The sequence below is a fragment of the Citrobacter telavivensis genome (genome assembly GCA_009363175.1).
Taxonomy (GTDB): Bacteria; Pseudomonadota; Gammaproteobacteria; order Enterobacterales; family Enterobacteriaceae; genus Citrobacter_A; species Citrobacter_A telavivensis.
This window is the reverse complement of the sequence record CP045205.1, coordinates 2,327,271-2,345,658: the sequence shown is the minus strand read 5'-3', so window position 1 is coordinate 2,345,658 and position 18,388 is coordinate 2,327,271. Positions and strand designations below refer to the sequence as shown.

16 protein-coding genes and 1 pseudogene are annotated in these 18,388 nt (G+C 53.8%); 12 read left to right on the top strand and 5 right to left on the bottom strand.

Features of this window, described 5'->3' with window-relative positions:
• Positions 1-32: 32 nt before the first annotated feature.
• The 8 genes from GBC03_13490 (at position 33) to yejF (ending at position 10,127) form a co-directional block, all read left to right on the top strand.
• Positions 33-1,019, top strand: a complete 987-nt coding sequence (locus GBC03_13490) for a hypothetical protein (protein ID QFS71149.1) — start codon at positions 33-35, stop codon at positions 1,017-1,019.
• Between the two features lie 32 nt (positions 1,020-1,051).
• Positions 1,052-1,771 (top strand): phosphatase PAP2 family protein, encoded by a 720-nt coding sequence (locus GBC03_13485; GenBank protein QFS71148.1) that lies wholly within the window; start codon positions 1,052-1,054, stop codon positions 1,769-1,771.
• Positions 1,772-2,184: 413 nt separating this feature from the next.
• Positions 2,185-2,754, top strand: a complete 570-nt coding sequence (gene mepS / locus GBC03_13480; GenBank protein QFS71147.1) for a bifunctional murein DD-endopeptidase/murein LD-carboxypeptidase — start codon at positions 2,185-2,187, stop codon at positions 2,752-2,754.
• A 188-nt stretch (positions 2,755-2,942) separates the two neighbouring features.
• Complete coding sequence (locus tag GBC03_13475; protein ID QFS71146.1) at positions 2,943-4,499, top strand: cyclic di-GMP phosphodiesterase; 1,557 nt, start codon at positions 2,943-2,945, stop codon at positions 4,497-4,499.
• A 102-nt stretch (positions 4,500-4,601) separates the two neighbouring features.
• Positions 4,602-6,416, top strand: coding sequence for an ABC transporter substrate-binding protein (locus tag GBC03_13470; protein QFS73994.1), 1,815 nt, complete (start codon positions 4,602-4,604; stop codon positions 6,414-6,416).
• Positions 6,417-7,511 carry a microcin C ABC transporter permease YejB gene (gene yejB / locus GBC03_13465; protein QFS71145.1) on the top strand — a complete coding sequence of 365 codons (1,095 nt, stop codon included), beginning with the start codon at positions 6,417-6,419 and terminating at the stop codon, positions 7,509-7,511.
• A complete protein-coding gene (locus GBC03_13460; protein QFS71144.1) occupies positions 7,511-8,536 on the top strand; it encodes an ABC transporter permease subunit in 1,026 nt (341 codons plus the stop codon). The genes yejB and GBC03_13460 overlap by 1 nt, the downstream gene beginning before the upstream one ends.
• A gap of 1 nt (position 8,537) precedes the next feature.
• Positions 8,538-10,127 carry a microcin C ABC transporter ATP-binding protein YejF gene (yejF, locus tag GBC03_13455; GenBank protein ID QFS71143.1) on the top strand — a complete coding sequence of 530 codons (1,590 nt, stop codon included), beginning with the start codon at positions 8,538-8,540 and terminating at the stop codon, positions 10,125-10,127.
• A gap of 3 nt (positions 10,128-10,130) precedes the next feature.
• Here the strand turns inward: yejF and GBC03_13450 are convergent, their stop codons facing one another.
• From GBC03_13450 to rsuA, 4 genes and pseudogenes are all read right to left on the bottom strand, one after another.
• Positions 10,131-10,475: a hypothetical protein gene (locus GBC03_13450; GenBank protein ID QFS71142.1), complete on the bottom strand. Its 345-nt coding sequence runs from the start codon at positions 10,473-10,475 to the stop codon at positions 10,131-10,133.
• A gap of 174 nt (positions 10,476-10,649) precedes the next feature.
• Positions 10,650-10,843 (bottom strand): annotated as a pseudogene (locus tag GBC03_13445) (hypothetical protein).
• Positions 10,818-12,008 (bottom strand): Bcr/CflA family multidrug efflux MFS transporter, encoded by a 1,191-nt coding sequence (locus GBC03_13440; GenBank protein QFS71141.1) that lies wholly within the window; start codon positions 12,006-12,008, stop codon positions 10,818-10,820. Before GBC03_13440 ends, GBC03_13445 begins: the two are co-directional and overlap by 26 nt.
• Before the next feature lie 51 nt (positions 12,009-12,059).
• Entirely contained in the window at positions 12,060-12,755 is a 696-nt protein-coding gene (rsuA, locus tag GBC03_13435) for a 16S rRNA pseudouridine(516) synthase RsuA (GenBank protein ID QFS71140.1), read from the bottom strand.
• A 151-nt stretch (positions 12,756-12,906) separates the two neighbouring features.
• On the opposite strand from rsuA, the gene GBC03_13430 reads away from it, so the two are divergent.
• Together GBC03_13430 and rplY are read left to right on the top strand one after the other, a co-directional pair.
• Positions 12,907-14,667 (top strand): DEAD/DEAH box helicase, encoded by a 1,761-nt coding sequence (locus GBC03_13430; protein QFS71139.1) that lies wholly within the window; start codon positions 12,907-12,909, stop codon positions 14,665-14,667.
• Positions 14,668-14,791: 124 nt separating this feature from the next.
• Entirely contained in the window at positions 14,792-15,076 is a 285-nt protein-coding gene (gene rplY / locus GBC03_13425; protein ID QFS71138.1) for a 50S ribosomal protein L25, read from the top strand.
• 52 nt (positions 15,077-15,128) lie between these two features.
• On the opposite strand, the gene yejK is transcribed toward rplY, so the two are convergent.
• Complete coding sequence (yejK, locus tag GBC03_13420) at positions 15,129-16,136, bottom strand: nucleoid-associated protein YejK (protein ID QFS71137.1); 1,008 nt, start codon at positions 16,134-16,136, stop codon at positions 15,129-15,131.
• Positions 16,137-16,316: 180 nt separating this feature from the next.
• Here yejK and GBC03_13415 point away from each other — a divergent pair, with 180 nt between their 5' ends.
• Both GBC03_13415 and GBC03_13410 read left to right on the top strand, forming a co-directional pair.
• Positions 16,317-16,544, top strand: coding sequence for a DUF1414 domain-containing protein (locus GBC03_13415; protein ID QFS71136.1), 228 nt, complete (start codon positions 16,317-16,319; stop codon positions 16,542-16,544).
• Between the two features lie 31 nt (positions 16,545-16,575).
• Positions 16,576-18,336 carry a DUF3413 domain-containing protein gene (locus GBC03_13410; protein QFS71135.1) on the top strand — a complete coding sequence of 587 codons (1,761 nt, stop codon included), beginning with the start codon at positions 16,576-16,578 and terminating at the stop codon, positions 18,334-18,336.
• The last annotated feature ends 52 nt before the right edge of the window (positions 18,337-18,388 follow it).

The window sequence follows — 18,388 nt, the reverse complement described above, 5'->3', positions numbered from 1 at the left end:
AACCCGTTACGGCACATCATTCTGGAGCAGGCGTGACCAAAACTAACCTCATCACCGGTTTCCTCGGCAGCGGAAAAACCACTTCAATTCTTCATCTGTTAGCGCACAAAGATCCTGCCGAAAAATGGGCGGTACTGGTCAATGAGTTCGGCGAGGTCGGTATCGACGGCGCCCTGCTGGCAGATAGCGGCGCGTTGCTCAAAGAGATCCCCGGCGGCTGTATGTGCTGCGTGAACGGCCTGCCCATGCAGGTTGGCCTGAACACGCTGTTGCGTCAGGGAAAACCAGACCGTCTGCTGATCGAACCGACGGGACTGGGGCACCCGAAACAGATCCTCTCTCTCCTCACCGCGCCGGTGTATGAACCCTGGATAGACCTTCGCGCCACGCTGTGTATTCTTGACCCACGCGGGTTGCTGGATGAAAAAAGCGTCGCCAATGAGAACTTTCGTGACCAACTGGCTGCGGCAGATATCATCGTGGCGAATAAAACCGATCACGCGACGGCGGAGAGTGAACGCGCTTTGCAGACCTGGTGGCAGCAGTTCGGCGGCAACCGTCAGTTAGTGCAAGCCGATCACGGTCAGATTGACGGACAGTTGCTGGACTTACCGCGTCTGAACCTGGCTGAATTACCCGCCAGCGCGGCGCATTCGCACAGCCAGCCTGTAACACGAGGACTCGCGGCGATGAGCCTGCCGGCACAACAGCGCTGGCGTCGTAGCCTGAACAGTGGCCAGGGGCATCAGGCCTGCGGCTGGATTTTCGATGCCGATACCGTTTTTGACACCATTGGGCTGCTGGAATGGGCGCGTCTGGCGCCAGTTGGTCGGGTGAAAGGGGTCATGCGTATTGCGGAAGGTCTCGTGCGCATTAACCGCCAGGGTGAAGATCTGCACATTGAAACGCAGAACGTCGCGCCGCCGGACAGCCGTATTGAACTGATTTCCAGTACCGAGGCAGACTGGAATACGTTGCAGAGCGCATTGTTGAAGCTTCGTTTAGCTGAACACGCGTAAGGTTGCCTGCGATTTATTGAACAGTGAACTCTTTGAATATGAAAATCAGGTTACCACTGATACTTCTGCTGAATCTTGCCGGTCTGGCTTTGTTCATGAGCTGGTATATACCTGCCAATCATGGATTCTGGTTCCCGGTTGACGCCGGCATTTTTCACTTTTTCAACCAGAAACTGGTGGAGAGCCAGGCCTTCCTGTGGCTGGTCGCCATCACCAATAATCGGGCGTTTGACGCCTGTTCCCTGTTGGCGATGGGCGGTCTGATGCTGAGTTTCTGGCTGAAGGAGACGCCTGCAGGCCGCCGTCGTATTGTCATCATCGGCCTGGTGATGTTGCTCACCGCCGTGGTTCTGAACCAGGCGGGTCAGGCGCTGCTGCCCGTAAAACGCGCAAGTCCCACGCTCAGTTTTGACAATATTTATCGCGTCAGTGAATTGCTGCATATTTCGACGAAGGATGCGTCCAGAGACAGTTTCCCTGGCGATCACGGAATGATGCTGCTTATTTTCGCCGCATTTATGTTGCGCTATTTCGGAAAAGCCGCAGGGATTATCGGCCTTATTATCGTTGTGGTTTTTGCTTTCCCGCGCGTCATGATCGGTGCCCACTGGTTCACTGATATCGCCGTAGGTTCATTAACCGTGGTCTTAATTGGTCTGCCCTGGTGTCTCCTGACCCCGTTAAGCGATCGCCTCATCGCGCTTTTCGACAATTATCTCCCCGGCAAAAACAAACAAATCTTAAACAAATAACCCACAGTTATTAACATCATCAGGGTTTATTCTTAAGCCCTGATGATGCATTAAGATAAATTATTCATCTCACCGTCATTATTTAGTCATAGCATTATCTTTGTGAATGAATGAGTTGCCTGTTTTTTCGCCATTCTGCACTTAAATTGACCAATCCCGTTTATTCACTTTCTGTATCACATTTTCTTATTAAAATTCAGATAAAATCACTCGCCAAGCCTGTAACGATCGGGTAACCTCGAACTCGTTTTGCCTCGCTGGGTTATTATTCTCTTCGCGAATAAATTTGTGCGTTCTGCCACAGTTTTGCGCTTAAAGAATTGTCTCATTGTGCGTAGGTAATTAGTCTCGTCACGTTTGGCATTTTTTATAACGATATTTATCGTTAAGGACTTCAAGGGAAAACAAACAAAATGGTCAAATCTCAACCGATCTTGAGATATATCTTGCGCGGGATTCCCGCGATAGCAGTCGCGGTACTGCTTTCTGCATGTAGCACTACCAGTAACACCGCAAAGAACACGCATTCTGAGACGCTTGGTGTGGGTCAAGAAGCTTCTTCACTGCAAGCTTCTCAGGATGAATTTGAGAGTATGGTGCGTAACCTCGATGTGAAGTCGCGGATTATGGATCAATATGCTGACTGGAAAGGCGTGCGCTATCGTCTCGGCGGCAACTCCAAAAAAGGTATTGATTGTTCCAGCTTTGTACAACGTACATTCCGTGAACAATTTGGTTTAGAACTCCCACGTTCCACCTACGAACAGCAGGAAACCGGTAAGTCCGTGTCACGCACGAATTTGCGTACTGGCGATCTGGTTCTGTTCCGCGCAGGTTCAACGGGCCGTCATGTTGGTATCTATATTGGCAACAACCAGTTTGTTCATGCCTCTACCAGCAGCGGTGTTATTATCTCCAGCATGAACGAGCCATACTGGAAAAAGCGCTACAACGAAGCGCGTCGGGTTCTGAGCCGCAGTTAATCGTTTGGTTGCTATCCCTTGGCGACCCTGACGAGACAAACGAAAAGCATCGCTTCGGCGGTGTTTTTTTTTTTGGTTCCCCTTTTCTCTCTGTGGAAAAGCATGACTCGCCGAATCAATCCAGGCTATAGTCTTGTTATTCCATCACATTTGTCATCATCGACAATCTCAGGGTAAAACCAGGCATCATGTTCACACGCGCCTTAACGACTGGTCGAAAAATCGTGCTTACCTGCCTGATCACTGGGATTGTCATTGCTATTGTTATCAGTAGCCTACAGTTCGTGATGGCGTGGCATAAGCGGGAAGTCAAATACGACACGCTGGTTTCCGACATTCAACATTACCTGGTCAGCTATTTTGCCGATCTCAAAAACACCACCGATATCCTCCAGCCGTTGACCTTAAATACCTGCAAACAAGTCAGCGCGGATCTCACTTCTCGTGCCGCGTTTAGCCTGAACGTTCGCGCGTTTTTGCTGGTTAAGGATAAGAAAGCATTTTGCTCATCGGCAACCGGTGGAATGGATGCGCTGCTGACCGAACTGGTTCCCAGCCTCGATATTAGTAAAGATATCGACATGGCGATTATCCCGGGAACACCGATGATGCCCAATAAACCTGCGATGGTGATTTGGTATCGCAATCCCCTGCTGGTGAACAGCGGTGTTTTCACCTCCCTGAATATCAACCTTACGCCGTATCTGCTGTATACCGCCCGACAAGAAGACTTTGATGGGATCGCCATTATCGTTGGCAACACCGCGTTGTCGACCTTTTCGGACCATCTGCTCACCGTTAACGATCTCGACAGTTCACCGGAGCGCGAAGCAAAAATAAGCGGTGTTCCGGTGACGATCCGGCTGTACGCAACCAACTGGACCTGGCCCGACTTATGGTATGCCCTGCTTCTTGGCGGGATGGGGGGCATCATTGCTGGTTTACTTTGCTACTACATCATGTGCATTCGCTTGCGTCCCGGGAAAGAGATCCTCACAGGGATCAAACGCGATCAATTCTACGTGGTCTATCAACCCGTCGTGGATACGCAGTCGCTGAAGGTCACCGGGCTGGAGGTGTTGCTGCGCTGGAAACATCCAACGGCGGGAGAAATCCCGCCGGATGCGTTTATTCATTACGCCGAAGCCCAGCACATGATTGTGCCATTGACCCAGCATCTGTTTAAACTGCTGGCGCGAGATGCCCCTACGTTGCAGAAAGTCCTTCCTGTTGGCGCAAAGTACGGTATCAATATTGCACCTGACCACCTGCACAGCAGCAGTTTTAAAGACGACGTTCGCCAGTTAGTCGCCGCAATGCCTCCCAACCACTTCCAGATTGTGCTGGAAATTACCGAACGCGACATGATCCAGCAACATGAAGCCTCACAGTTATTTGAATGGTTGCATGCCGCAGGCTTCGAAATTGCAATAGACGACTTCGGTACCGGCCACAGCGCGCTGATTTATCTGGAGCGTTATACCCTGGATTATCTGAAAATCGATCGCGGTTTTATACACGCCATTGGTACAGAAACCGTCACCTCACCGGTGCTCGATGCGGTGCTGACGCTCGCTAAGCGCCTCAATATGATGACGGTGGCCGAAGGAGTGGAAACGCCGGAGCAGGCGAAATGGCTGCATGAACACGGGGTTCGCTTCCTTCAGGGCTATTGGGTCAGCCGCCCCATGCCGCTCGACAAATTTGTCCAGTGGGTTTCGCAGCCACACACGCTGAAATGGTAAAGCGCCAACGCGTGGATTCACAACAGACGCCACCTGCCCTATTATTCAGGCATAAGTGTGACCTGTGCCGGCAAGTAAGCAAGAGAAGGAATCCCTTTGCAGATAATCATTCGCATATTGCTGCTGTTTGTCATATTGATGAGCGCGGGCGCCCAGGCGCAGGCGATCAAAGAGAGCTATGCCTTTGCGGTGCTGGGAGAACCTAAATACGCGTTCAATTTTGATCATTTCGATTACGCCAACCCCGCGGCCCCCAAAGGCGGTCAGATCACGCTTTCCGCCCTCGGCACATTCGACAATTTCAACCGCTATGCCCTGCGCGGTAATCCCGCAGCCCGGACTGAACAACTCTACGACACCCTGTTTACCACCTCTGATGACGAGCCCGGCAGCTATTATCCGCTGATCGCCGAGAGCGCACGCTATGCGGAGGATTATTCGTGGGTTGAAATCACGATCAACCCTCGCGCCCGTTTTCATGATGGCTCGCCCGTCATGGCAAAGGATGTCGCCTTCACCTTCAACAAATTTATGACCGAAGGTGTGCCGCAGTTTCGTCTGGTCTACAAAGGCACAACGGTCAAAGCCATTGCGCCGCTGACCGTACGTATGGAACTCGCGAAGCCGGGTAAAGAGGACATGCTCAGCCTGTTCTCGTTGCCCGTGATGCCACAAGCGTACTGGAAAGATCACAAACTCAGCGACCCGCTGTCCAGACCTCCGCTGGGCGGTGGGCCTTACCGCATCAGTCAGTGGAAGATGGGCCAGTATATTGTCTATTCACGCGTGAAGGATTACTGGGCCGCCAATCTGCCGGTCAATCGTGGCCGCTGGAATTTCGATGTCATTCGCTACGACTATTACCTCGACGACAACGTGGCTTTTGAGGCCTTTAAGGCTGGCGCGTTCGATTTGCGTCTGGAAAGCGACGCCAAAAACTGGGCGACACGTTATGTCGGTAAAAACTTTGATAATCAGTACATCATCAAAGATGAGCAGAAAAATGAATCGGCGCAGGATACGCGCTGGCTGGCGTTCAACACTCAGCGCCCCGTTTTCAGCGACCGACGCGTCCGTGAAGCCATTACGCTGGCGTTCGATTTTGAGTGGATGAATAAAGCGCTGTTCTACAACGCCTGGAGCCGGGCAAACAGCTATTTCCAGAACACCGAGTATGCCGCCAGAAACTACCCTGACGCGGCGGAACTGGTACTGCTGGCGCCGATGAAAAAGGATCTGCCGCCTGAGGTCTTCAGCCAGATTTACCAGCCTCCCGAATCTAAAGGAGACGGTTACGATCGGGAAAACCTGTTAAAAGCCGATAACTTACTGAAAGACGCGGGTTGGGAACTGAAAGGCCAGCAGCGCATTAACACGGCCACCGGTAAACCGTTGAGCTTTGAACTGCTCATTTCCGCCGCCAGTAACAGCCAGTGGGTTCTGCCCTTCCAGCACAATCTCCAGCGGCTGGGTATTACGATGAATATTCGCCAGGTAGATAACTCGCAACTCACCAATCGCTTGCGCAACCGGGACTACGACATGATGCCGACCCTGTGGCGCGCGATGCCGTGGCCCAGTTCCGATCTGCAAATCTCCTGGGCGTCTGAATACATCGACTCAAGCTATAATGCCCCCGGTGTGAAAAGTCCGGTGGTTGACAAACTGATCGATCAAATCATCGCGGCGCAAGGTGATAAAAACAAACTGCTGCCGCTTGGGCGCGTGCTGGACAGAGTACTTACCTGGAATTACTACATGCTGCCGATGTGGTACATGGCTGAAGACCGACTGGCCTGGTGGGATAAATTCTCCCGTCCGGCCATTCGTCCGATTTATACCATCGGCCTGGATAACTGGTGGTATGACGTAAACCGGGCGGCGAAGTTGCCAGCCGCCAGACGACAGGGAGAATAAATGGGCGCGTACCTGATTCGCCGTTTGTTGCTGGTTATCCCGACGCTCTGGGCGATCATCACCATCAACTTTTTCATCGTGCAAATTGCCCCTGGCGGCCCGGTCGACCAAGCGATTGCCGCCATTGAGTTTGGTCAGACGAGCGCACTGCCCGGTGCCGGAAGCGAAGGCATCCGCGCCAGCCACGCCCGGACCGGGGTGGGTAATATCAGCGACAGCAACTATCGCGGAGGACGCGGCCTTGACCCTGAAGTGATTGCCGAAATCACCCAACGCTACGGTTTTGATAAGCCACTGCACGAGCGCTATTTCACCATGCTGTGGAATTACATTCGCTTCGATTTCGGCGACAGCCTGTTTCGTAGCGCCTCGGTGCTGGCGCTCATCAAAGAGAGTCTGCCGGTGTCTATTACCCTGGGGCTGTGGAGTACGCTCATCATCTATCTGGTGTCGATTCCGTTAGGGATCCGCAAGGCCGTGCATAACGGCAGCCGATTCGACGTCTGGAGCAGCGCGTTTATTATCATTGGCTACGCTATCCCGGCGTTTCTGTTCGCAATACTGTTGATTGTCTTTTTTGCCGGCGGCAGCTATTACGATCTCTTCCCGCTGCGTGGCCTGGTTTCGGCGAATTTTGACTCCCTGCCCTGGTATCAGAAGATAACCGACTATCTGTGGCACATCACCTTACCTGTCCTGGCGACAGTGATTGGCGGGTTTGCCGCGTTGACCATGCTGACCAAAAACTCCTTTCTCGATGAGGTCCGTAAGCAGTACGTCGTCACCGCCCGTGCCAAAGGGGTGAGTGAAGGGAATATCCTGTGGAAGCACGTTTTTCGCAACGCCATGCTGCTGGTGATCGCCGGTTTTCCCGCCACCTTCATCAGTATGTTTTTCACCGGTTCACTGCTGATTGAAGTGATGTTCTCACTCAATGGTCTGGGGCTGTTGGGCTATGAGGCGACGGTTTCACGAGACTACCCGGTGATGTTTGGCACGCTGTACATCTTCACCCTGATTGGCCTGCTGCTGAATATTCTCAGTGATATCAGCTATACGCTGGTCGATCCGCGTATTGATTTTGAGGGACGTTAATGGCCCATTTAAGCCCCGTCAATCAGGCCCGTTGGGCACGTTTTCGCCATAATCGTCGTGGTTTCTGGTCGCTGTGGATTTTTCTTGTCCTGTTTGGTCTGAGCCTGTGTTCTGAGCTGATTGCTAACGACAAACCGTTACTGGTGCGCTACGACGGAAGCTGGTATTTCCCGCTGGTCAAAAACTACAGTGAGAGCGATTTTGGCGGCCCTCTGGCAACGAGGGCGGATTACCAGGACCCGTGGTTAAAGCAACAACTGGAAAAGCGCGGTTGGGTTCTCTGGGCACCGGTGCGTTTTGGGGCGAACAGCATCAACTTTGCAACCGACACCCCCTTTCCCTCGCCCCCTTCTGCGCAAAACTGGCTGGGTACCGATGCCAACGGCGGCGACGTGCTGGCGCGAGTGCTTTACGGCACGCGTATTTCCATTCTTTTCGGCCTGATGCTTACCCTGTGTTCAAGCGTCATGGGCGTGCTGGCCGGGGCGTTGCAGGGCTATTACGGGGGTAAAGTGGATCTATGGGGCCAGCGGTTCATTGAAGTCTGGTCGGGTATGCCGACGCTGTTCCTGATCATTTTGCTCTCCAGCGTCGTGCAACCCAACTTCTGGTGGCTGCTGGCGATTACGGTGCTGTTTGGCTGGATGAGTCTGGTGGGCGTGGTGCGCGCAGAGTTCTTACGCACGCGTAATTTTGACTATATCCGGGCCGCCCAGGCGCTCGGCGTTAGCGACCGCAGTATCATCTTTCGCCACATGCTACCCAACGCAATGGTTGCCACCCTGACCTTCTTACCGTTCATTTTATGCAGTTCCATTACGACCCTGACGTCGCTGGACTTCCTCGGCTTTGGTTTGCCGCTAGGCTCTCCTTCGCTGGGCGAGTTGCTCCTGCAAGGTAAAAATAACCTGCAAGCGCCGTGGCTGGGCATCACCGCCTTCCTGTCCGTAGCCATTTTACTCTCGCTGCTGATCTTTATCGGCGAGGCCGTCCGTGACGCATTCGATCCCAACAAGGCGGTGTAATATGACGCAACCTTTGCTCGCCATTGACAATCTGACGCTGGGATTTCGCAAGCAGGAGACGGTCCGCACGGTGGTTAACGCGATTTCGTTGCGCGTGGAGGCTGGCGAAACGCTGGCGCTGGTGGGAGAATCCGGCTCCGGCAAGAGCGTTACCGCGCTGTCGATTCTGCGCCTGTTGCCTACCCCGCCCGCAGTGTATCTCGGCGGCGATATCCGTTTTCACGGTGAGTCCTTACTGCACGCCAGTGAGCAGACCCTGCACGGCGTACGCGGCAACAAGATTGCCATGATTTTCCAGGAGCCGATGGTGTCGCTAAACCCGCTCCACAATCTCGAAAAACAGCTCTATGAAGTGCTTTCCCTGCACCGGGGAATGCGCCGGGAAGCGGCACGCGCGGAGATATTAAGCTGTCTCGACCGGGTCGGCATTCGTCAGGCGGCAACACGACTGGGTGATTACCCGCACCAACTTTCCGGCGGCGAACGTCAGCGGGTGATGATTGCAATGGCGCTATTAACGCGACCCGAATTGCTCATCGCTGATGAGCCAACCACCGCGCTGGATGTCTCGGTACAGGCGCAGATCCTGCAACTGCTGCGCGAACTCCAGCGCGAGCTGAATATGGGGATGTTGTTCATCACCCATAACCTCAGTATTGTCAGGAAGCTCGCCGACAGCGTGGCGGTGATGCAAAACGGGCAATGCGTTGAGCAAAACCGTGCCGCTCCCCTTCTCCATGCGCCCACCCATCCCTACACGCAGAAGTTGCTCAACAGCGAACCGGCAGGCGATCCGGTACCATTGCCGCAGGGGCTGTCCCCCCTTCTCAGTGTTGAGGATTTACGCGTCGCGTTCCCCATTCGCAAGGGCATCCTTAAGCGCGTGGTGGCGAACAATGAGGTGGTGAAAGGCATCAGTTTCAGTCTGCAACCGGGTGAAACGCTGGGGCTGGTGGGGGAATCAGGTTCGGGAAAAAGCACTACCGGGCTGGCGCTCCTGCGGCTTATTACCTCTCAGGGCAGCATAGTATTTGACGGTCAGCAGTTACAACATCTTAAGCGCCGACAGCTGTTGCCCGTTCGTCATCGTATCCAGGTGGTCTTCCAGGATCCCAACTCCTCGCTGAATCCGCGACTGAGCGTACTGCAAATCATTGAAGAAGGACTGCGCGTTCACCAGCCAGCGCTCTCAGCCGAACAGCGTGAGCAGCAGGTCGTGGCTGTGATGGCGGAAGTGGGACTGGATGCCGACACGCGTCATCGCTATCCGGCGGAGTTTTCCGGCGGTCAGCGCCAGCGTATCGCAATTGCCAGAGCGCTGATCCTGAAACCGTCATTGATTATTCTTGATGAACCCACGTCGTCTCTCGATCGGACCGTGCAGGCGCAAATTCTCGCGCTGTTGAAATCGTTGCAGCAGAAGCATCGTCTGGCCTATATCTTCATAAGCCACGATCTGCACGTGGTACGCGCGTTATGCCATCAGGTGATTGTGCTAAGACAGGGAGAGGTAATCGAGCAGGGGCAATGCCAGCACGTCTTTAGCGCACCGCAGCAGGCGTATACGCGTCAGCTTCTCACGCTAAGCTGACGCTCAAAACGGATTGTTGTTAGAAAACGGTTCGGCAATGGCCACGCCAAAGTTCTTCAGACGACAGGTCGCGGCAAACTCGTCCTGGCGATTCACAAACAGGCACGGTTCACCTTCACACTCCAGTACTGAACATGGCACTTCAATATCGCTGAGCGCCTGGCTGAGTTTATGCATCACCGGCCAGGCGCTATCGCCATCCGGACTCAGCAGTTTAAGCGCCACCAGACTGTTTTCTACGCTTTGGCCATTTTGCGGAATCGGTTCAACTTTCGAACCTGCGAAACCCGCTGACCAACGATAGTTCTGTGGTAAGCGATGAACGATTGAGAGCTGTAATGTTGTCACTTTCTTTCCCCGGAAGCACAATAACTTCACAATTTATTTACATCTATATTAACACATCATTGACAATCCGTCCTTAAACGGTTGCATAACGTGACGATCCTTATCCCGCGTGGCCAGTATGGTCGGTATGGCCTTTATTAAAATAGATGTTTCCAGTCGGGATGGGAGCGCGGGCTATATGTACCCGTTTCTGCGATCTAACTCAACCTTTTTAACTACAATGATGTGACTTTTTACATAAATTGATTTTACATAAAATAAACATATATCGGGGAAATGATGGAATTGTCGTTGACATACATCAACAAAGGAAGCCGAACGGCTTCCATGTTGTGTATTTGATCACCGTTTTTTCGGGCGGCTCGCATAGAGATAGAACAAAATTGAACAACTTGCACAGAAAGCAATGGACCAAATCATCGGCCAGGCCGAGTTAAACGTCGCCAGAGAGAGCAATGCGCCGACGAGCGCGCCAATGCCAAAGCGGAAGGTACCCGCCAGCGACGAGGCCGTTCCCGCCATATGTGGGAACTCATCGAGGATCACCGCCATCGCATTGGAGGAGATCATCGACACGCAGCCGACAAAGACCGCCACACCCAGCACCAGCGCCCAGAAACCGACGCCAAACAGCGCGCTGAGCACCATCCACACCGCCATCGCCAGTTGGATCCACAATCCGGTACGGAACATGTTCAGCGCACCGATCCGCCGCACAAAGCGACTGTTAAAAATCGTCATAATGAACAAGAAGACGATGTTCAGGGCGAAGTAATAACCAAAATCCTGCGGTGATACATGGTTGATTTCGATATACACGAAAGGCCCGGCGCTAAGGAATGAGAACATCCCGGCAAAGCTAAAGCCACTGGCCAGCATATAGCTCAGCACCCGCTTATGGCGAAACAACGAGGCGAAGTTACCTATCGTCGTGCGAATATGGAACGGCTGGCGCTTTTCAACCGGCAGCGTCTCTTTAATGAGCGTCGCGATCATGACAGAGGCCAGCACCGCTGCGATCGCCAGGATCCAGAAGATGTAGTGCCAGCTCAGCCATACCAGCACCCAGCCGCCGATAATCGGCGCCATCAGCGGCGCAATCGTGGTCACCAGCATGACGAATGACATCATGCGGGAGAACTCTTCTTTCGGATACATATCGCGCATCAGCGCATTGATCACCACGCTGGCAGCGGCTGCCGCCAGGCCGTGAAAGAATCGCATGACAATCAGTTGATCGATGGTTTGCGCCAGCGCGCAGGCCACAGCAGCCGCGGCGAACACCAGCGTGCCGCCGAGGATCACCGGTTTTCGCCCGAGGCTATCCGCCATTGGACCATACAGCAACTGCCCGACGGCGAAGCCCAGGATATAGGTGCTGAGCGTCATCTGCGCACTGCCCGCCGGCACGCCAAACTGCTCGGAGATCACCGGTAGCGCCGGAAGATACATATCGATCGACAGCGGCATCAGCATAGCCAGCAGACCGAGGATAAAAACAATGGCAAAAGACGAGTGCTGCCGGGTGGTCACAAAAAACTCCTGAATTTGTCAGAGGCAGGTTAAAAACCTAGCCTGTCTGGCTTAGACAACGCTGGCAATTTCCGCGTCAGTCAATGGACGATACTCACCCGGTTCAAGGTCAGCATCGAGGATAATGGCGCCGATCCGCTCGCGGTGCAGCCCGACGACGTGGTTGCCCACGGCGGCAAACATCCGTTTCACCTGATGATAGCGCCCTTCGCTAATGGTCAGACGCACCTGCGTGGGAGTAATAACCTCAAGCACAGCCGGCTTCGTGAGATCTTTCTCATTATGGAGTTGCACGCCCTTCGCAAACTGCTCTGCGGTATCACCGGTTACCGGCGACTCCAGCGTGACCAGATAGGTTTTCTCGCAGTGATGGCGTGGCGAAGTGATACGATGCGACCACTGCCCATCGTCGGTCATCAGCACCAGACCGGTGGTGTCGATATCCAGGCGACCCGCAGCGTGTAATTTATGCGCGACCGGCTCATCCAGGAAGTAAAGGATCGTCGGATGATCCGGGTCATCGGTTGAGCACACGTAACCCTGGGGTTTATTAAGCATAAAGTAACGTGGGCCATTTTGCTGAACCAGCGTGTTGCCATCATATTCTACGTCGTGTTCTGGCAACAGTTTGAACGCGGTATTTCGGATGATTTCACCATCCACGGTAACACGGCTACCGCGGATCTCACGCCCGGCAATAGCGCGGCTGACGCCGAGTTGCTGAGCGATAAATTTATCAAGTCGCATGAGTGTGATTTTGCCTGTAACAATACGGGAATCGGGCGCGCTGCCCGAAAAGTGGAGCCGTTATCTGCCCAGTATAGCGGGCTAACAACATCCCTCAAGGGAAAACGATTCGTGGCATACTATACCCGAGTTCGTTACGTATTGTGAGACCATGATTTTTACACTTCGCCCCTATCAGCAAGAAGCAGTGGATGCCACGCTCAACCATTTCCGCCGCCATCAAACGCCAGCGGTGATTGTCCTCCCCACCGGTGCCGGTAAAAGCCTGGTGATTGCCGAACTGGCGCGCGTCGCCAGAGGGCGTGTGCTGGTGCTGGCACATGTGAAAGAGCTGGTGGCGCAAAACCATGCCAAATACTGCGCGCTGGGACTGGAAGCCGATATTTTTGCGGCCGGACTCAAACGCAAAGAGAGCCACGGCAAAGTGGTGTTCGGCAGCGTTCAGTCCGTGGCCCGTAACCTGGACGCCTTCCAGAGCGAATTTTCGCTGCTAATTGTTGATGAGTGCCATCGCATCGGCGATGACGAAGAGAGCCAGTATCAGCAGATCCTTACTCATCTGAGCAATGCTAATCCCCATATTCGCCTGCTGGGGCTGACCGCCACCCCTTTTCGTCTGGGTAAAGGCTGGATCTATCATTTCCACTACCACGGTATGGTGCGCGGCGACGACCAGGCGCTGTTTCGCGACTGCATTTATGAACTGCCGCTGCGTTATATGATTAAGCACGGCTATCTCACACCGCCGGAACGACTTGATATGCCGGTGGTACAGTACGATTTCAGCCGCCTGCAGGCGCAGAGCAATGGTCTGTTTAGCGACGTCGATCTGAACCGGGAGCTGAAAAAGCAGCAGCGCATCACGCCGCACATCATCAGCCAGATTGTTGAATTTGCCCAGACCCGCAAAGGGGTGATGATATTTGCCGCCACCGTCGAACACGCCAGAGAGATAGCCGGATTGCTGCCCAAAGAGGATTCTGCGCTGATTACAGGCGACACCCCCGGCCCTGAACGCGACGCACTGATCGATGCGTTCAAAGCCCAGGGTTTTCGCTATCTGGTCAATGTCTCCGTCTTAACCACCGGCTTTGATGCCCCGCACGTCGATCTTATCGCCATCCTGCGCCCCACCGAGTCGGTCAGTCTGTACCAACAAATTGTGGGTCGCGGTCTGCGCCTCGCGCCGGGAAAGACGGACTGTTTGATTCTCGATTACGCCGGTAATCCACACGACCTCTATTCCCCGGAAGTGGGCAGCCCGAAAGGCAAAAGTGACAACGTGCCGGTACAGGTCTTTTGTCCGGCCTGCGGCTTCGCCAACACCTTCTGGGGCAAAACCACCGCTGACGGTACCCTGATAGAACATTTCGGACGCCGCTGTCAGGGCTGGTTTGAAGATGATGAGGGACACCGTGAGCAGTGCGATTTTCGCTTTCGCTTTAAAAATTGCCCACAGTGTAATGCCGAAAACGACATTGCCGCCCGTCGCTGCCGGGAATGCGATACGATCCTCGTCGATCCGGACGACATGCTGAAAGCGGCGCTGAAGCTGAAAGACGCGCTGGTGCTCCGCTGTAGCGGCATGACGTTGCAGCACGGTCATGACGAGAAAGGCGAATGGTTGAAAATCACCTACTACGACGAAGACGGCGCGGATGTCAGCGAACGTTTTCGCTTACAAACTCCAGCCCAGCGTACAGCGTTTGAACAACTGTTTATCCGCCCGCATACCCGCACGCCAGGCGTGCCGCTACGCTGGATCACGGCGGCGGATATCCTCGCGCAGCAGACGTTGTTACGTCATCCCGACTTTGTGGTGGCGCGAATGAAAGGTCAATACTGGCAAGTACGGGAAAAAGTGTTCGATTACGAGGGACGTTTCCGTCGGGCACATGAATTACGCGGTTAATCGTACTTTTGATTGATGTAATGGGCGTTTAAGTATAGAATCTCGCCCGCTTTTGCATACGCAAAGCAGATCACTTACCTGTTGCTGGGTCGCCTGTAACAGGAATTATTAAAGAGAGATTTAAATGTTTACTATCAACGCTGAAGTACGTAAAGAGCAGGGTAAGGGTGCGAGCCGCCGCCTGCGTGCCGCTAACAAGTTCCCGGCAATCATCTACGGTGGCAAAGAAGCCCCGATTGCTATCGAACTGGACCACGATTCCATCATGAACATGCAAGCTAAAGAAGGTTTTTATAGCGACGTTCTGACTATCGTTGTTGACGGTAAAGAAGTTAAAGTTAAAGCTCAGGCTGTACAGCGTCACGCGTTCAAGCCGAAGCTGACTCACATCGACTTCGTTCGCGCGTAATCGCCAACAAGTTGAAGAAAAACCCCGCTCCGGCGGGGTTTTTTTATGGCGCTTAGTTACCGCCTGAAGTACGACGCTGAAGCTGATCGCGCAGGTTCGGCGGCGTGCCTTTAATGGTCAACGTATCGGTGGCCGGATCCCAGAAGATGCGTTCGCCCAACAGCATCGCGTCAAAGTTAATGGTTAACCCACCACCGCTACCGGCATATTTAGTCAGTTGACGCAGCGTGCTGCGATCGGCCGGGAAGCTCTCTTCCAGTTCATAGCCTTTCTCTGCCGTAAACTCGCTAAAGCTCACTTCACTGACGCCAGAAAGCTCTTTTGACAGCGACTCCAGTTCAATCTCTTCACCGGCCTGGAGCTGCTCGTTGCAGTAGCTGTACACCTGCTGACGCACGTTCTGACGCTCAGCCTTATCCAGTTGCGCTTCGGCGGTGAAGTCATCGACCGCCTGCAGCAGTCCACGGTTTTGCGCTTTGGCATTGAGACCTTCGCTGGCCCCGAGAAAATCCATAAAGAAGTCCGCCACTTTGCGCCCTACCCGTCCTTTCAGGAAGGTCAGGTAGCGGGTGGATTCCGGATTGGTTTCCCACTCGGTCAGATCGATACGCGCGACAATATCGGCATGGTTGATATCCAGATAGTGCGTTGGGTTGATATCCAGATTCTCATTAACGCGCATGCTGCTTAAGTTGTTCAGCACCGCCACCAGTAAATACTCTACCGCCAGATAGCGATAATGACAGAACAGCACAATGCCGCCGTCAGCGAACGGGTATTTGGCGAGCTCGTCACGCAAGCGTCCGGTTGCCGCGCGGCTAAAGGCGAGAAAATCTTCCTCCCCCTGACGCTGCAAGCGCAGTGCCTGCGCCAGTTCGCTCTCTTCGCTGAACAGGCCATACGCTTTGTTTTTCGCGCTATAGACCCGATGCAACTCAGCCATCATATCGACAACGGTGTTTGTCGGTTCCAGTAATGAATCGCGCAGGACCAGCTCAAGGTTTTGCTCTTCACGCTTGATAAGCTGGTGCAGGGCAATCTGGTTGATATCCAGACTCATGATAAACTCTCCTTAAAGACCGGGCGGTATTCAACCACCACCGGCGAGGCGACGCAACAGAAGATGCAGCGCCATTTTGCCTGTCGCACGGTAACGCGAATTATTGAGGATAAAAAAGCGGAAAAAAAACTGTTGCTACGGTAATATGTTGCCCTTTCATGAATAAACTGATTTCGATTTATGCCACAAATCTCCCGCTATAGTGACGAACACGTTGAACAACTGCTCACCGAGATGCTCAACGTACTGGAAAAACATAAGGCACCGACTGACCTTTCCCTGATGGTGCTGGGAAACATGGTCACCAACCTTATAAATACCAGCATTGCCCCGGCTCAGCGCCAGGCGATTGCGAACTCTTTTGCCCGCGCGTTACAGTCCTCGGTAAACGACGACAAAGCGCACTAAAAGCCGACTTCGGGGAAACGAACGACAAGTTATGGTAACTCACCGTCAGCGCTACCGTGAAAAAGTCTCCCAGATGGTTAGCTGGGGGCACTGGTTTGCACTGTTCAACATTCTGCTGGCCATTGTGCTCGGCAGCCGTTACCTGTTTGTCGCCGACTGGCCGACAACGCTGGCGGGTCGTGTTTACTCGTATCTGAGTATCGTCGGTCATTTCAGCTTTCTGGTGTTTGCCACTTATCTGCTGATTCTGTTCCCGCTGACGTTCATTGTGATGTCCCAGAGGCTGATGCGTTTCCTGTCAGCCATTCTGGCGACGGCCGGAATGACGCTTCTGCTGATCGACAGCGAAGTGTTTACCCGTTTCCACCTGCATCTTAATCCCATCGTCTGGGAACTGGTGATTAACCCCGACCAGAATGAAATGGCGCGCGACTGGCAGCTGATGTTTATCAGCGTGCCGGTTATCCTGCTGATTGAAATGCTGTTTGCGACCTGGAGTTGGCAAAAACTGCGCAGCCTGACGCGTCGTCGCCACTTCGCCAAGCCGCTGGCCGCCTTCTTCTTTGTGTCATTTATTACCTCGCATGTGGTCTATATCTGGGCGGATGCCAATTTCTATCGCCCGATCACCATGCAGCGCGCCAATCTGCCGCTCTCCTATCCGATGACCGCGCGCCGGTTTCTGGAAAAACATGGCCTGCTGGATGCGCAGGAGTATCAGCGCCGTCTGGTTGAGCAGGGAAATCCTGAAGCCGTGTCCGTACAGTATCCGCTGAGCGAGTTACGTTATCGCGATATGGGCACAGGGCAAAACGTCCTGCTGATCACCGTCGATGGCCTGAACTATTCTCGCTATGAAAAGCAGATGCCTGCCCTCGCCGGATTTGCCGAACAGAACATCGCCTTTACGCGCCACATGAGTTCCGGCAACACCACCGATAACGGCATTTTTGGCCTGTTCTACGGCGTGTCACCGAGCTACATGGACGGTATTCTGTCCACCCGTACGCCTGCTGCCCTGATTTCGGCGTTGAATCAACAAGGATATCAGCTGGGGCTGTTCTCCTCTGACGGCTTTACCAGCCCGCTGTACCGCCAGGCATTGCTGTCTGACTTCTCAATGCCCAGCGTACAAACGCAGTCCGACGAGCAGACCGCCAGCCAGTGGATCAACTGGCTGGGCCGTTACGCACAGGAAGATAACCGCTGGTTCTCGTGGGTTTCGTTTAACGGCACCAACGTTGACGACAGCAACCAGGCGACTTTCATCCGCCGTTACGCCCGCGCGGCAGGGGATGTGGATAAACAGATCAACCGCGTGCTCGGCGCGCTGCGTGAATCCGGCAAACTGGATAACACCGTTGTGATTATCACTGCCGGTCGCGGCGTCGCGCTGAACGATGAAGAAAGAAACTTCGCCTGGTCACGCGGTCACCTGCAGGTTCCGCTTATCATTCACTGGCCGGGAACCCCCGCGCAGCGGATCAACAGCCTGACCGATCATACTGATGTCATGACCACGCTAATGCAGCGTCTGCTCCACGTCAGCACGCCTGCCAATGAGTATTCGCAGGGACAGGATCTGTTTAACGCCAATCGTCGCCACTACTGGGTGACGGCGGCCGATCTCAGTACGCTGGCGATCACTACGCCTGAAATGACGCTGGTGCTGAACAACAACGGCAAGTACCAGACTTACGATTTACGCGGCGAGAAGATTAAAGATCAGAAGCCACAGTTGAGTCTGCTGTTGCAGGTGTTGACGGACGAGAAGCGTTTTATCGCTAACTGATTTATTATTAATCAGTTAGCCGGATGTCCCCTTGCATTCGGTGCGGAAAGCG